We start from the raw sequence: 14,108 nt of genomic DNA on the forward strand, positions 1-14,108 counted from the left end.
GCCTCAGCTCGCCGACGCAGCTTTGGGAAGGATGTCGTTGGCGACCATCTCGCCGAACGGGCTGACGTACCCGGCGCCTTTGGGCAGCTCGGGACGTTCGACATCCAGATGTGGGAACAGCAATTCAGCGACGCGGTACGACTCTTCCAGGTGTGGGTAACCGGAGAAGATAAAGGTGTCGATACCCAGGTCCGCGTATTCCTTGACCCGCGCCGCGACGGTCGGGCCGTCGCCCACCAGCGCCGTGCCCGCACCGCCGCGCACCAGGCCGACGCCGGCCCACAGGTTGGGGCTGACTTCGAGGTTATCGCGGCTACCGCCGTGCAATGCGGCCATGCGTTGCTGGCCCACCGAGTCAAAACGCGACAGCGAGGCCTGGGCGCGGGCGATGGTGTCGTCGTCGACGTGGGAGATCAGCTTGTCGGCGGCTTTCCATGCCTCTTCGTTGGTTTCGCGCACAATCACATGCAAGCGGATGCCGAAGCGCAGGGTGCGCCCAAGGTTCTCGGCCTTGGCCCGTACCTGGGCGATTTTTTCCGCGACGGCGGCAGGCGGCTCACCCCAGGTCAGCACCATGTCCACCTGTTCGGCCGCCAAGTCCTGGGCCGCGTCGGAGGAACCACCGAAGTACAGCGGCGGACGCGGCTGCTGGATCGGCGGGTAGAGCAATTTGGCGCCTTTGACGCTGATGTGCTCGCCGTCATAGTCCACGGTTTCGCCTTCCAGCACGCGGCGCCAGATGCGGGTGAACTCCACCGAGGCCTGGTAACGCTCCTCATGGCTCAGGAACAAACCATCACCGGCCAATTCTTCCGGGTCCCCGCCCGTCACCAGGTTGAACAACGCGCGACCGCCGGACAGACGGTCCAGAGTCGCGGCCTGACGCGCCGCCACCGTCGGGGAGATGATCCCGGGGCGCAGGGCGACAAGGAATTTCAAACGCTGGGTCACCGGGATCAGCGACGCGGCCACCAGCCACGAGTCTTCGCACGAACGCCCGGTGGGGATCAGCACCCCGCCGAAGCCCAGGCGATCAGCGGCCTGGGCCACTTGCTGCAAATAACCGTGATCAACGGCGCGAGCGCCTTCGGCGGTGCCAAGGTAATGGCCGTCGCCGTGGGTAGGCAGGAACCAGAAAATATTGAGGCTCATGGAGTTGTCTCCTGAAGTAGTCGGATTACGGCGCTTTGGCAACGGCGGCGGGTGGCGTCCAGATCACGTCCTTGATGCTCAAGGGTTTGGGGATCAATTTGAGTTGGTAGAAGCTGTCGGCGATTTTTTGCTGGGCGGCGACCACTTCCGGCGTCAGGAACAGCGCGCCGTAGCCCTGGCGTTTCACCGAGGTCAGGGTGATGTCGGCCGGCAGGCCGAGCAGCGGTGCGACTTGTTCAGTGACTTCCTGCGGGTTGGCCTTGGACCACTCGCCCACGGCGCGCACTTCTTCGATCAGCGCCTTGACCACTTCCGGGTGTTTTTCGGCGTAAGGCTTGGTGGCCAGGTAGAACTGATGGTTGTCGGCGATGCCGGTGCCGTCACGCAGGGTGCGCGCTTGCAGTTGTTTCTCGGCGGCGGCCTGATACGGGTCCCAGATCACCCAGGCGTCCACGCTGCCGCGTTCGAACGCGGCGCGGGCATCGGCGGGCGGCAGGAATACGGTCTGCACGTCGGTGTATTTGAGGCCGGCGTCTTCCAGCGCACGTACCAGCAGGTAGTGCACGTTGGAGCCTTTGTTGAGCACGATTTTCTTGCCCTTGAGCTCGGCCACGGATTTGATCGGCGAGTCTTTCGGCACCAGGATCGCTTCGCTGGTCGGCGCTGGCGGCTCGTAGGCGACATAAAGCAGGTCGGCACCGGCGGCCTGGGCGAACACCGGAGGAGTTTCGCCGGTGACGCCAAAGTCGATGGAGCCGACGTTGAGGCCTTCGAGCAATTGCGGGCCGCCTGGGAACTCGGTCCACTGCACGTTGACGCCTTGGGCGGCGAGGCGTTTTTCCAACGTGCCCTTGGCCTTGAGCAGCACCAGCGTGCCGTATTTCTGATAACCGATCCGCAGGGTCTCGGCGGCTTGGGCTTGAACAATGGCGCCGAAGGACACAGCCGCAGCAAACAGTGCGACCAGGCCACGACGCAAGATGGCAGTGCGCATGGCGCTCTCTCCAAATAATGCGTTTAGGGGGTTGGCTGCACCTGCTTGGCCGTTGGCGGCTGAGTAAGGTGAGTAAATCTTTTTAGTGCGGTGAGGCTCAAATGCTCCAGCGAGCACTCAACAAACGTTCATTCAACACATGGGGGTCCAGCGGTTTCGGGCGACGGGCCATGGCGCCGTAGAGCGTTTCCAGCGCTTCGTGCAAACGCTGTTCGAGTACCGGCACCAACTGCGCCTGGGCACTGCCTTCGGCGTATGCAATCTGGCTGTCCTCGGCAAAGATGCCGTGGAGCAATTCCTGGGCCTTGAGCGCCGACAGCACCGGCTTCAAGGCGTAGTCCACCGCCAGCATGTGGGCGATGCTGCCGCCGGTGGCCATTGGCAAGACGATCTTGTGGGCCAGGGCGCGTTCGGGCAGCAGGTCCAGCACGGTTTTCAGCGCACCGGAGAACGAGGCCTTGTACACCGGCGTGGCGATCACCAGACCGTCTGCGTTGGCGACCTGTTGCAGCAGGTCGATGACCTTGGGGCTATCGAAACGGGCGTGCAACAAGTCTTCAGCCGGGAAGTCCCGAATCTGGTAACTCACCACTTCCACACCTTTGTCTTGCAACCACTGACGGGTTTTTTCCAGCAACACCCCGGAGCGGGAACGCTGGCTGGGACTGCCTCCAAGTGTTACGACCAACATGCAGTAATTCCTTGAGCAAGTGCCGGCGGTTCGCTGTGTGGCGATGGCGCCAAGATGGAACAGACCTTATCAGCAGATTTATATATCTATAAATCTTATTTTTTCATTTGTTTATTCTTTAAATGCATATATGGACAATGAAACGCCGGGCGAAAAAAAAGGCCGTGAAAACGGCCTGAAAACCCCTGCATTGTGAGCCTTGAAATACGATTTAAATGTGAAGGATGGCTTGTGTGGGAGCGGGCTTGCTCGCGAAAGCGGTGGGTCAGACAACACATCTGTGACTGACAGACCGCATTCGCGAGCAAGCCCGCTCCCACATTGGTTCTGCGTTAGCGGTTGGGCTGAGGGGTCAGGCGCAGGTAAGGCTTCACTGCGCGATAGCCCTTCGGAAAGCGCTTCTTGATCTCTTCTTCATCCTTGAGCGACGGCACGATCACCACTTCATCACCATCCTGCCAGTTGGCCGGCGTGGCGACTTTGTAGTTGTCGGTCAGCTGCAACGAGTCGATCACCCGCAAGATTTCGTGGAAGTTACGCCCGGTGCTGGCCGGATAGGTGATGGTCAGGCGAATCTTCTTGTTCGGGTCGATCACGAACAGGGAGCGCACGGTAAGGGTGTCACTGGCGTTCGGGTGGATCAGGTCGTACAGGTCCGAGACCTTGCGGTCGGCGTCCGCCAGGATCGGAAAGTTGACGATGGTGTTCTGGGTTTCGTTGATGTCTTCGATCCACTTGTGGTGCGAATCCACCGGGTCGACCGACAGGGCGATGGCCTTGACGCCGCGCTTGGCGAACTCGTCCTTGAGCTTGGCGGTGAAGCCCAACTCGGTGGTGCACACCGGAGTGAAGTCCGCCGGATGGGAAAACAACACCCCCCAGCTATCGCCCAACCATTCGTGGAAACGAATCTTGCCGGCGCTGGAATCCTGTTCGAAGTCGGGGGCGATGTCGCCCAGTCTTAGGCTCATGGTATGGCTCCTGGTGAGTGCTTATGGAGCCTACTGTGCATGGGTTGCAGATTATTTAAAAAGAATAAATATCGATTTATCTAGACGATAAAGGAATATTAAAAATGTGTTCATTGGACGCGGCCATGCGCGAGGCGCACCATCGTTTCCAAGGTTCGAGAAGGCCTTGAGACGCTGTACAAAGAGGGGTTCAGGAAGGGCTTGCGGGGGTTTGGCCCGACTTGAAAGGCAAGACACCTTGCCCGGCGTTGCGCCGGGCAAGGTTTTACAAACAGTCTTACAACAGCTTCACGCTACTAGAACAGTGGCAGCGAGTAGCTGACGATCAGGCGGTTTTCGTCCTGGGAACGGGTGTTCGCCAGGTCGGTACGCCACATCGCGTTTTTCCAGGCAACGCCGAGGTTTTTCAGCGGGCCTTCTGGAATCACGTAGGCAACGGTGATGTCACGTTCCCACTCGGATTGACCAGTCAGCTCAGCACGGGTGGCGGTGACGGTGTCGATATCGGTACCTTTGAGGTAGACAACACCAGCAGTCAGGCCAGGTACGCCGACTTTAGCGAAGTCGTAAGCGTAGCGAGCTTGCCAGGTACGCTCGCCAGCACGGGCGAACTTCTGGATCTGCATGTCAGTGGTCAGGTAAGCCGACGAACCGTCGCCTTGGTTCAGCCATGGGAAGTCGCTGCTGCCATTGCTGACCTGATAACCGCCACCGAAGGTGTGACCGGCAACGGAGTACAGGAACAGACCGCTGTACAGATTGTTGTCGACTTTGCCTTTGCCCGACGCAAAACCGTTGTAGTTACCGCTGCTGTAGTAGGCAGGGGTGTTGCTGTTCTTACCGTCGTCAGAGCTGTTGAAATAACGCAGGTCAGACTTCAAAACGCCCGGGCCGATTGCCCAGTTGTGAGTCAGGCCCAGGAAGTGCTGCTTGTAGAAGTCTTCCAGGTTGCCGTAGTAGTACTGGGCAGTCAGGTCTTTGGTGATTTTGTAGTCACCGCCTGCATAGTAGAACTTGTTAACGAAAGTACCGGTGTTGTAGTTCGAGCTACCGTTGGCACCACCAATCGACAGGTTTTCGTTGTTGCTGGAGTTACGACCCTTGGCCTTCTCGACCTGGCCAGCAACCAAGGTCAGATCCTTGATGTCGTTGGTAGTGATCTGGCCGCCTTGGAAGGTCTGTGGCAGCAGACGACCATCGTTGGTCACAATAACCGGCAGCTTAGGCTGCAGGGTGCCCAGCTTCAGTTCGGTCTGGGAGATCTTGACCTTGCCGGTCACGCCCAGGCTGGCGAAATCGTTGACCGCTTCGTTGCCATCGCTCGGGAACACGGTGCCGCCTGAAGCAGTGCCGTTGTAGTTACCGTGGTTAGCGCGGCTCGAATCCAGACGCACGCCGTACAGGCCGATCGCGTCAACGCCAAACTGAACAGTACCTTGGGTGTAACCCGAGATGAAACGCAGGTCGAAGCCTTGGCCCCATTCAGCGTTCTTGTTACGGGTGTTCGAGCTGGACGATGGCTGGCCATCGCGGTTGTCAGTGTTGATGTAAAAGTTACGCGCACTCAGGGTGGCGTGGCTGTCTTCGATGAAACCGGCAGCGCCTGCTTGCTGGGCGATTGCGCCCAAAGCTACAGCCAAAGCCAAGGTGGACTTCTTCATGTACCGCTCCTCTCATTTCTAATTTTTGTATTTCTTTGGTCTCGGGTCTGACGCCCTTGATCCACAGATGCGCGATTAGCACCGGATAGTGACTGGCAAGTCAATCGTAACCTTGTGTGTCTACTACCTTCGTCTAACAGCAGTTGATTTGGTCCCTGCAGGGTAATGAGTTTTTCATACACCCAAAAAGAATTGTTTCATTCTTTTTCATACGATTTGGGAATAAGCATTTGTGCGACATGGACCGGTCAGCGTAGACGACCCGCTCCACAAGCTAATTCCTAAAGGGTATTTTTCGACGCTTTTTTAGACCGATTAGTGTGGCCGTATCGTTTCTTACGTCACCCACGATCAAAAAGGCGACGCCATCATGGCCAAACGCATATCCTCCCGTCAATTTGTTACAGTTTTAGTGTCACTAATAATTTCTTCTGCTGTCTAAGCCAGCCGATTTGCCCATCGGCAACCTCGGTTCAAATCTTCTCGGTCGCCACTTCGCGCAATCTATCCATCGTCGCGCTCATCGTATAGGCGCAAATCAAGCTTTCTGAAGCATGGATAGCCCGCAACGGCAGTCACGTTGTCGCAGGGGGCATGGGCACCCAGCCAGGCAAATGCAAAAGGGGGCTTGCCCCCGATGGCGGAGTATCAATATCAGATGGACTGACTGACATTCCGCTATCGGGGGCAAGCCCCCTCTGCATTGGCTTGAAAGCCGGGTTTACAGCGCCTTTTCGAAAATCTTCGAATTGCGCTGATAGTTGTACAGCGACGCCCGCGCCGATGGCAGGCGATCCACGCTGCTCGGCACGAACCCACGCTCGCGGAACCAGTGAGCGGTGCGGGTCGTCAGCACGAACAAGGTCTTCAAACCCTGCGCCCGCGCACGGGTCTGGATGCGCTCCAGCAATACGTCGCCGCGCGCGCCGTGGCGGTACTCCGGGTTCACCGCCAGGCAGGCCAGCTCGCCCGCGTCCGAATCAGCGATCTGATACAGCGCCGCACACGCGATGATCATGCCTTCGCGCTCGACCACGCTGAACTGCTCGATCTCACGCTCCAGCACCTCCCGCGAGCGGCGTACCAGAATGCCCTGCTCTTCCAGCGGGCTGATCAAATCCAGCAAGCCGCCCACGTCTTCAATCGCCGCTTCACGCACCAGCTCGAATTGCTCCTGGGCCACCAGCGTGCCGCCGCCGTCGCGGGTAAAGAGTTCGGTGAGCAACGCGCCATCTTCGGCGTAGCTGACGATATGGCTGCGCCCTACCCCGCCACGGCAGGCTTCGGCGGCGGCATCGAGCAATTCGGCTTGATAGTTGCTGCTGCCCAGGCGTTGCAGGTGCGCCGGTACTTGCTGCGGACGCAGTTCACGCACCAGGCGACCGTTTTCATCGAGCAGGCCCATGTCGGCGCCAAACAGCAGCAGCTTGTCGGCGCCCAGGTCGATGGCGGCGCGGGTGGCGACGTCTTCGCAGGCCAGGTTGAAGATCTCGCCGGTGGGCGAATAACCCAGCGGCGACAGCAACACGATGGAGCGCTCGTCGAGCAGGCGGTTGATGCCCTTGCGGTCGACCCGGCGCACTTCACCGGTGTGGTGGTAGTCCACGCCTTCGAGCACGCCGATCGGCCGTGCGGTTACCAGGTTGCCGCTGGCCACCCGCAGGCGCGAGCCCTGCATTGGCGAAGAGGCCATGTCCATCGACAGGCGCGCTTCGATGGCGATACGCAGGTGGCCGACCGCGTCGATAACACACTCCAGCGTGGCGGCATCAGTGATGCGCAAGCCTTCGTGGTAAGCCGGAGTGAGGCCGCGGGCTTCAAGGCGGGTTTCAATCTGCGGGCGCGAACCGTGCACCAGCACCAGCCGCACGCCCAGGCTGTGGAGCAGCACCAGGTCGTGGACGATATTGCCGAAGTTGGGGTGTTCCACACCGTCGCCGGGCAGCATGACCACAAAGGTGCAGTCGCGGTGGGCGTTGATGTAAGGGGACGCGTGACGAAGCCAATTAACGTAGTCGGGCATAACACCTGGGCCTGTAATAAAAAGCAGCCGAAAAAGGAACAATCGTGAAAGCGCACAGCAGGCTGATGGTTATCGTCGGAACAGGCTTGGCGACACGCTCGCTCTCCTTCTATGTACGAACAGACAGGGGTTAATTTATGCAGGTTTCAGGCAGTAATGTTCGATCAGTTCCCGCAATAGACGCACTGTAGGCGTCAAGCGTGACATTTCGAGGTACTCGCCCGGCTGATGGGCGCAGGCGATGTCGCCAGGGCCGAGCACCAGGGTTTCACAGCCAAGGCGCTGAAGATAAGGTGCTTCGGTGCCGAACGCTACTGCTTCGGCACGATGACCGGTCAATCGTTCCGCCACGCGCACCAGCTCGGCGTCTTCGGGCTGCTCGAACGGCGGCACTTCGGGGAACAGCGGCGCGTAGTCGATCTTCACCTGATGGCGCTCGGCCAGGGGTTCGAGCTTCTGGCGGATGGCATCGCGCAGCACCTGCGGGTCCATGCCCGGCAGCGGGCGCAGGTCGAACTCCAGGGAACATTGGCCGCAGATGCGGTTGGGGTTGTCGCCACCGTGGATGCAGCCGAAGTTCATCGTCGGCTGCGGCACACTGAATTGCGCGTTGCGGTACTCGCGCTGCCAGGTCTGGCGCAGGCCGCGCAGTTCGCCGATGGCGTCGTGCATGGCTTCAAGGGCGCTGTGGCCCAGGCTCGGGTCCGACGAATGGCCGCTGCGGCCCAGGATGTCGATGCGTTCCATCATCACGCCTTTGTGCAGACGGATCGGCTTGAGGCCCGTCGGCTCGCCTATCACAGCCGCACGGCCCAGCGGGCGTCCGGCTGCGGCCAGCGCACGGGCGCCGGACATGGAGCTTTCTTCATCGCAGGTGGCGAGGATCAGCAGCGGTTGCTTGAACGGTTGCTCCAGCAGCGGCAGCACCGCTTCAATGGCCAGGGCGAAAAAACCCTTCATGTCGCAACTACCCAATCCTACCCAGCGGCCGTCGACTTCCGTCAGCTTCAGCGGATCGGTCTTCCACAACGCCGCGTCGTACGGCACGGTATCGCTATGCCCCGCCAGCACCAGGCCACCGGGGCCGCTGCCGAAGCTGGCGAGCAGGTTGAACTTGCCGGGGCTGACTTGCTGGATGTCGATGGCAAAACCCAAATCCCCCAGCCAACTGGCGAGCAAATCGATCACCGGGCGGTTGCTCTGGTCCAGAGACGCTTGGGTGCAACTGACCGACGGCGCGGCAATCAGCGCAGCGAACTGTTCTTTCATGGACGGTAACGGCATGCGCGGCCTCTCAACTTCCCGGATGAGTCCCACTATAGAGCCATCTGTACGACACAATAAACCGTTGCGGCGCGTTGCCGGGCTCAGTCCTGTACACTGCACGACCTTGGCAGCCACTCTTTTCCCCGGCTGCGCTCCCGATCCTGGATTTTCCGGCCATGCAGAAAGAAACCGAAATCAAGCTCCGCGTCAGCCGCGAAACACTCGCCGCGCTGCGTGAGCACCCGCTACTGAAAAAACGCAACAAAAGTGGCTGGGAACGCCGTGAGTTGATGAACCAGTATTTCGACACCCCCGAGCGCGACCTGGCCCAGGCCAAAGTCGCCCTGCGCCTGCGCAAGGACGGTGACGAGATCATCCAGACCCTCAAGACCCGCGGTCAGAGCATCGCCGGCTTGTCGGAACGCAACGAGTACAACTGGGACCTGCCCAAAGCCAAGCTCGACGTGAAAAAGCTCGACGGCGAATGCTGGCCCGAGCAACTGGCCGAACTGGACAAAAAGACCCTCAAGCCGATCTTCACCACCGACTTCGTGCGGGAACGCGCCGAAATCGCCTGGGGCCGTGGCAAGGCCAAAGTAGTCATCGAAGCCGCACTCGACCTGGGCCACGTGGTGGTCGGCAAGCAGAAAGAAGAAATCTGCGAGCTGGAACTGGAACTGCGCGAAGGTGAACCGGCCGCCCTGCTGGAACTGGCCGCCGAACTGGCCGCGACCCTGGCGTTGATGCCGTGTGACATCAGCAAGGCCGAACGCGGCTACCGTCTGTATGACGCCAGCAGCTACTCCCTGAGCCTGCCCGCGCCGCAGATCCACGCCGAAATGCCTCTGGACGATGCCTTCGCCGCGATCATGTGGCACCTGCTCGGCAGCAGCCAGCGCCTGGCCGAGCAATACCGTTTCAATGGCCACTGGCGCCTGCTGCAAGACTGGGTCGACAACCTCGGCGAAATGCGCGCCCTGGTCGGCAGCCTCGGCCAGGCCGCACCGCGTCAATCCACCAGCGAACTGCGCAGTGCACTGGACGCCCTGCTGGAAGACTGGCGCCCACTGGTGCAAGCCGGCGATGACGACGAAGACATCCGCAAGGCCGCGCCGGAGCAATTCGCCGAGGAACTGGAGGACGTGCGCTGGGGCCTGTTCTCACTCAACGCCTCCCGCTGGCTGCTGGCCCGCACCTGGACCGCCGACCGCAACGTGCGCGGCAACCGCCAGGGCGCGGCGCAAATCACCAACTGGCTGCCGCGCCTGCTGGCCGACGACGCCGTCGCCCTGCAACTGCCGCGCTACCAGCAACAGCCGGAAGACCTCGCCGAGCAACTGCCGCGCATCGAACGCATCCAGGCCTGGCTGCACCATGCGCGTCAGGTGGTGGACATCCCGGAACTGGACCGCCTGTACGGCGAGCTGAACAAGTTGGCGCAACTGGCCAACCAGCCGATCACCGATGAGTCGCTGGATGCGCGGATGCATCAGGCGATTGCGGTGTATCAGAACCGGGCGTGGAAGACTCTGCTGCGTCTGTAATCCAAATGTGAGAGCGGGCTTGTGTGGGAGCGGGCTTGCTCGCGAAAGCGGTGGGTCAGTTAGCTGATTTCTGACTGGCACACCGCTTTCGCGAGCAAGCCCGCTCCCACAGGGTCAGCGCAACACTGGCAGGCTGGTAGTGGATTTGATCTGCGAAAGCGCCACAATCGAATTGACCTCCTGAATCCCCGGCACCATCGACAGCTTCTCAAAGAAAAACCGCTCGTACGCCTCAATATCCGCAGTCACGATGCGCAACAGAAAATCCACCGCCCCCATCAGCACATAACACTCCAGCACTTCCGGAAACCCGCGAATCGCGTCGGTGAATTCGGTGAAGTTGGAGCGACCGTGGGCGTTGAGTTTGACCTCGGCGAAAATCTGCGTGTTGAGGCCGATTTTCTTGCGGTCCAGCAAGGTCACCTGCGCGCGGATCACGCCCTCTTCCTTGAGCCGCTGGATGCGCCGCCAACACGGCGATTGGGACAGGCCGACCTGCTCGGCAATCTGCGCGCTGGAAAGCGAGGCGTCCTCTTGCAGCAGGGCCAGGATGCGGCGATCGTAGGCGTCCAGCTCGCTGTGCATATAAATACCTTCTATGGTGCTTATCTTGAATTGTATGATTCGATTATTCGCAAATCATGCCCATTTTAGATAAGAAATCTCCGCTGGCGAATGTAAAAATTTCTCCCATCACTTGTGGAGATGTCCCCATGCACGCCGTCGAAACCACCCAACCTGTCACCCGCGTCGATGCGTGGGCCGTCAACAGCAGCCATTGCCAGGCGCATTACCAGATCGTCGCCGAAGCGGAGCCGGACGTGCTGTGCCGGGTACTCAACTATTTCGCGCTGCAATTTTTGACGCCGCAACAGGTGACGATGAGCCGCGAGCAGGACCTGCTGACCCTCGACATCGTGATGGATGGCCTGAGCTGGCATCGCGCCCAGGTGATCGGTGAAAAGATTCGAAACCTGATCAGCGTGTGTTCACTGGAACTGTGGCCGGCTGATTCCGCGCAGCCTGCCGCGGCAATGGCGAGTGCTTAGTAAAAACCTGCAATACACCTCGCCACTGAGCGGTTCAGGGGCTGACTAGCCTGGGATGACACCCCAAGTCACCCAGGAACACCTCGATGTCCGTTGATCAGCGATTGGAATTGCAGCACTTATTGCCGGCCTTGATCACCGCTGGGTTGGTGACCGCCGAGGTGGCGAAACGCCTGCTGGCACTGCCGGTCTGCCCTACCCAACACCCCCTCGAATGCATCGCCGCCCAGGGCGTCCCTCTGGAAACCCTCACCCAGTGGCTCGCCGAACAGGCCGGGCAAGCGTATTGGCGCATCGATCCGCTGAGCATCGACGTGGCGAAGGTAGTGCCATTGATGTCCCACGCCTTCGCCCAGCGCCACACCATTCTCGCGGTGGCCGTGGACGCGCAGACCGTCACCATCGCCAGCGCCCAGCCCTACGTGACCCGCTGGGAGGCCGGCCTGGCGCAGGTGCTCAAACGTACGATCAAGCGCGTGGTGGCCAACCCCGAGGACATCCGCCGCTGTATCGGTGAGTTTTATCGCCTGGCCACGTCCGTCAGCGGCGCCGACCAAAAGCTCGCTGCGCCAGGCAACGCCGATCTGCTCAACCTGGGCGCCAGCGACCAGGAGCCGGACGCCAATGACGCGCATATCGTCAATATCGTCGATTGGCTGTTGCAGTACGCCTTCGGCCAGCGCGCCAGTGACATCCATATCGAACCCTGCCGTGAGCAAGGCCGCGTGCGCTTTCGCATCGACGGCCTGCTGCACGACGTGTATCAGTTTCCACCCCAGGTCACGATGGCGGTGGTCAGCCGCCTCAAAAGCCTGGGGCGAATGAACGTGGCGGAAAAACGCAAACCCCAGGACGGCCGGATCAAGACAAAAAGCCCGGCGGGAGCCGAGGTCGAGCTGCGCCTCTCGACCTTGCCGACGGCGTTTGGCGAGAAACTGGTACTGCGGATTTTCGACCCGCAGGTGCTGCTCAAGGGCTTTGATCAACTGGGCTTGTCAGGCGACGACCAGCAGCGCTGGCACGCCATGACACGCCAGACCAACGGCATCATCCTCGTCACCGGCCCGACCGGATCAGGCAAGACCAGCACGCTGTACACCACGCTTAGGCAACTGGCGACACGGGAGATCAACCTGTGCACGGTGGAAGACCCCATCGAGATGGTCGAACCGGCCTTCAACCAGATGCAGGTACAGCACAACATCGACCTGAGCTTCGCCAGCGGCATCCGCGCGCTGCTGCGCCAGGACCCGGACATCATCATGATCGGCGAGATCCGCGACCAGGAAACCGCCGAAATGGCGATCCAGGCCGCATTGACCGGGCACCTCGTGCTGTCGACCCTGCATACCAACGACGCGCCCAGCGCGGTCAGTCGTTTGCAGGAGTTGGGCATTGCTCATTATTTGATCAAGGCTACCCTTATAGGAGTGATGGCCCAGCGCTTGGTGCGACTGTTATGCCCGCACTGCAAGCGTGCGATGGGTGATGCCTACGAGGCCATTGGCTGCGCGCAATGCCGAAACAGTGGTTACCGGGGGCGTGCCGGAGTCTACGAAATCATGGTGCTCAATGATGACCTCAGGGCGCTGATCACGCCCGGTGCCGACGTACAGGCCTTGCGTCAACGCGCAATTGCCCAAGGCATGAGTAGCTTGCGCAAGGCCGCCACGGACAAGGTCGCCGCCGGCCTGACGACGATGGCCGAAGCATTGCGGGTGACGCCTGGGGATTCAGAAACAAATCCGTTGATTGTTGCCGTGTGAAACCGTTCTTAACGGTGACAACACCGTTACAATCCGCTCACTGAAAACATCGGATAGGGAATCGCTATGCAGATCGGAACCGTACTGCTTCTTTTCGTGGGATTGGCCATCGCCATCCTGTTCATGGGCTTCAAGGTCGTCCCCCAGGGCTACCAATGGACGGTCGAGCGTTTCGGCCGTTACACCAATACCCTCAAGCCCGGGCTGAACATCATCATCCCGGTCATGGACCGCATCGGTCGCAAGATCAACGTGATGGAAAGCGTGCTGGACATCCCGCCCCAGGAAGTCATCACCGCCGACAACGCCACCGTGCAGATCGACGCCGTGTGCTTCTTCCAGGTGGTCAACACCGCGCAGGCGGCCTATGAGGTGAACAACCTCGAACACGCCATCCGCAACCTGCTGCAGACCAACATCCGTACCGTGCTCGGCTCCATGGAGCTGGATGCCATGCTCAGCCAGCGTGACGGCATCAACGAAAAACTGCTGAAAACCGTGGACGAAGCCACCGCGCCGTGGGGCATCAAGATCACCCGGATCGAGATCAAGGACATCAGCCCGCCCGCCGACCTGATGGCCGCCATGTCGGGCCAGATGAAAGCCGAGCGGATCAAGCGCGCACAAATCCTCGAAGCCGAAGGCCTGCGGGCGTCGGCGATCCTGACCGCCGAAGGCAAGAAGCAGGCGCAGATCCTGGAGGCCGAAGGTAGCCGCCAGGCCGCGTTCCTGGAGTCCGAGGCCCGTGAACGTCAGGCCGAAGCCGAAGCCCGCGCTACCCAGGTGGTGTCGGAAGCGATCGCGTCGGGCAACGTGCAGGCGGTCAACTACTTCGTCGCGCAAAAATACATCGACGCACTGGGCAAGCTGGCCTCCGCCAACAACAGCAAGGTCATCCTGATGCCGCTGGAAGCCAGCCAGGTGATCGGAGCGGTCGGCGGGATCGGCGAGATCGTCAAGGCTACATTCGACAACAAGAAAGGCTGAGGCC

At 60.5% G+C, this 14,108-nt stretch carries 12 protein-coding genes; 4 read left to right on the top strand and 8 right to left on the bottom strand.

Annotation, left to right across the window (positions count from 1 at the left end):
• Positions 1-3: 3 nt before the first annotated feature.
• From ssuD to argE, 7 genes are all read right to left on the bottom strand, one after another.
• Positions 4-1,152 (bottom strand): FMNH2-dependent alkanesulfonate monooxygenase, encoded by a 1,149-nt coding sequence (ssuD, locus tag LIY36_RS01530; RefSeq protein ID WP_192297904.1) that lies wholly within the window; start codon positions 1,150-1,152, stop codon positions 4-6.
• A 25-nt stretch (positions 1,153-1,177) separates the two neighbouring features.
• Positions 1,178-2,146, bottom strand: coding sequence for a sulfonate ABC transporter substrate-binding protein (locus LIY36_RS01535; RefSeq protein ID WP_192297905.1), 969 nt, complete (start codon positions 2,144-2,146; stop codon positions 1,178-1,180).
• A 97-nt stretch (positions 2,147-2,243) separates the two neighbouring features.
• On the bottom strand, positions 2,244-2,837 hold the full coding sequence (gene ssuE / locus LIY36_RS01540) for an NADPH-dependent FMN reductase (RefSeq protein ID WP_159960795.1): 594 nt from the start codon (positions 2,835-2,837) through the stop codon (positions 2,244-2,246).
• A 332-nt stretch (positions 2,838-3,169) separates the two neighbouring features.
• Complete coding sequence (locus LIY36_RS01545; protein WP_177043807.1) at positions 3,170-3,808, bottom strand: peroxiredoxin; 639 nt, start codon at positions 3,806-3,808, stop codon at positions 3,170-3,172.
• A gap of 296 nt (positions 3,809-4,104) precedes the next feature.
• Entirely contained in the window at positions 4,105-5,469 is a 1,365-nt protein-coding gene (locus tag LIY36_RS01550) for an OprD family porin (RefSeq protein WP_226454607.1), read from the bottom strand.
• A gap of 721 nt (positions 5,470-6,190) precedes the next feature.
• A complete protein-coding gene (argA, locus tag LIY36_RS01555) occupies positions 6,191-7,492 on the bottom strand; it encodes an amino-acid N-acetyltransferase (protein ID WP_192297908.1) in 1,302 nt (433 codons plus the stop codon).
• Between the two features lie 135 nt (positions 7,493-7,627).
• Complete coding sequence (argE, locus tag LIY36_RS01560; RefSeq protein ID WP_226454608.1) at positions 7,628-8,776, bottom strand: acetylornithine deacetylase; 1,149 nt, start codon at positions 8,774-8,776, stop codon at positions 7,628-7,630.
• A 158-nt stretch (positions 8,777-8,934) separates the two neighbouring features.
• On the opposite strand from argE, the gene LIY36_RS01565 reads away from it, so the two are divergent.
• Positions 8,935-10,302: a CYTH domain-containing protein gene (locus LIY36_RS01565; RefSeq protein WP_192297910.1), complete on the top strand. Its 1,368-nt coding sequence runs from the start codon at positions 8,935-8,937 to the stop codon at positions 10,300-10,302.
• Between the two features lie 114 nt (positions 10,303-10,416).
• On the opposite strand, the gene LIY36_RS01570 is transcribed toward LIY36_RS01565, so the two are convergent.
• Entirely contained in the window at positions 10,417-10,887 is a 471-nt protein-coding gene (locus tag LIY36_RS01570; RefSeq protein WP_192297911.1) for an Lrp/AsnC family transcriptional regulator, read from the bottom strand.
• Between the two features lie 128 nt (positions 10,888-11,015).
• Here LIY36_RS01570 and LIY36_RS01575 point away from each other — a divergent pair, with 128 nt between their 5' ends.
• From LIY36_RS01575 to LIY36_RS01585, 3 genes are all read left to right on the top strand, one after another.
• Entirely contained in the window at positions 11,016-11,351 is a 336-nt protein-coding gene (locus tag LIY36_RS01575) for a hypothetical protein (protein WP_226454609.1), read from the top strand.
• 86 nt (positions 11,352-11,437) lie between these two features.
• Positions 11,438-13,117, top strand: a complete 1,680-nt coding sequence (locus tag LIY36_RS01580; protein WP_226454610.1) for a GspE/PulE family protein — start codon at positions 11,438-11,440, stop codon at positions 13,115-13,117.
• Positions 13,118-13,183: 66 nt separating this feature from the next.
• On the top strand, positions 13,184-14,104 hold the full coding sequence (locus tag LIY36_RS01585) for an SPFH domain-containing protein (protein ID WP_010207363.1): 921 nt from the start codon (positions 13,184-13,186) through the stop codon (positions 14,102-14,104).
• The last annotated feature ends 4 nt before the right edge of the window (positions 14,105-14,108 follow it).

Origin of the sequence: Pseudomonas sp. AF03-9 (assembly GCF_020515815.1) — a bacterium.
Lineage (GTDB): Bacteria > Pseudomonadota > Gammaproteobacteria > Pseudomonadales > Pseudomonadaceae > Aquipseudomonas.

What these genes read in the sequence shown, in the direction of transcription:
- ssuD (WP_192297904.1), bottom strand. Translation starts at nt 1,152, where the DNA reads ATGAGCCTCAATATTTTCTGGTTCCTGCCTACCCACGGCGACGGCCAT.
- LIY36_RS01535 (WP_192297905.1), bottom strand. Translation starts at nt 2,146, where the DNA reads ATGCGCACTGCCATCTTGCGTCGTGGCCTGGTCGCACTGTTTGCTGCG.
- ssuE (WP_159960795.1), bottom strand. Translation starts at nt 2,837, where the DNA reads ATGTTGGTCGTAACACTTGGAGGCAGTCCCAGCCAGCGTTCCCGCTCC.
- LIY36_RS01545 (WP_177043807.1), bottom strand. Translation starts at nt 3,808, where the DNA reads ATGAGCCTAAGACTGGGCGACATCGCCCCCGACTTCGAACAGGATTCC.
- LIY36_RS01550 (WP_226454607.1), bottom strand. Translation starts at nt 5,469, where the DNA reads ATGAAGAAGTCCACCTTGGCTTTGGCTGTAGCTTTGGGCGCAATCGCC.
- argA (WP_192297908.1), bottom strand. Translation starts at nt 7,492, where the DNA reads ATGCCCGACTACGTTAATTGGCTTCGTCACGCGTCCCCTTACATCAAC.
- argE (WP_226454608.1), bottom strand. Translation starts at nt 8,776, where the DNA reads ATGCCGTTACCGTCCATGAAAGAACAGTTCGCTGCGCTGATTGCCGCG.
- LIY36_RS01565 (WP_192297910.1), top strand. Translation starts at nt 8,935, where the DNA reads ATGCAGAAAGAAACCGAAATCAAGCTCCGCGTCAGCCGCGAAACACTC.
- LIY36_RS01570 (WP_192297911.1), bottom strand. Translation starts at nt 10,887, where the DNA reads ATGCACAGCGAGCTGGACGCCTACGATCGCCGCATCCTGGCCCTGCTG.
- LIY36_RS01575 (WP_226454609.1), top strand. Translation starts at nt 11,016, where the DNA reads ATGCACGCCGTCGAAACCACCCAACCTGTCACCCGCGTCGATGCGTGG.
- LIY36_RS01580 (WP_226454610.1), top strand. Translation starts at nt 11,438, where the DNA reads ATGTCCGTTGATCAGCGATTGGAATTGCAGCACTTATTGCCGGCCTTG.
- LIY36_RS01585 (WP_010207363.1), top strand. Translation starts at nt 13,184, where the DNA reads ATGCAGATCGGAACCGTACTGCTTCTTTTCGTGGGATTGGCCATCGCC.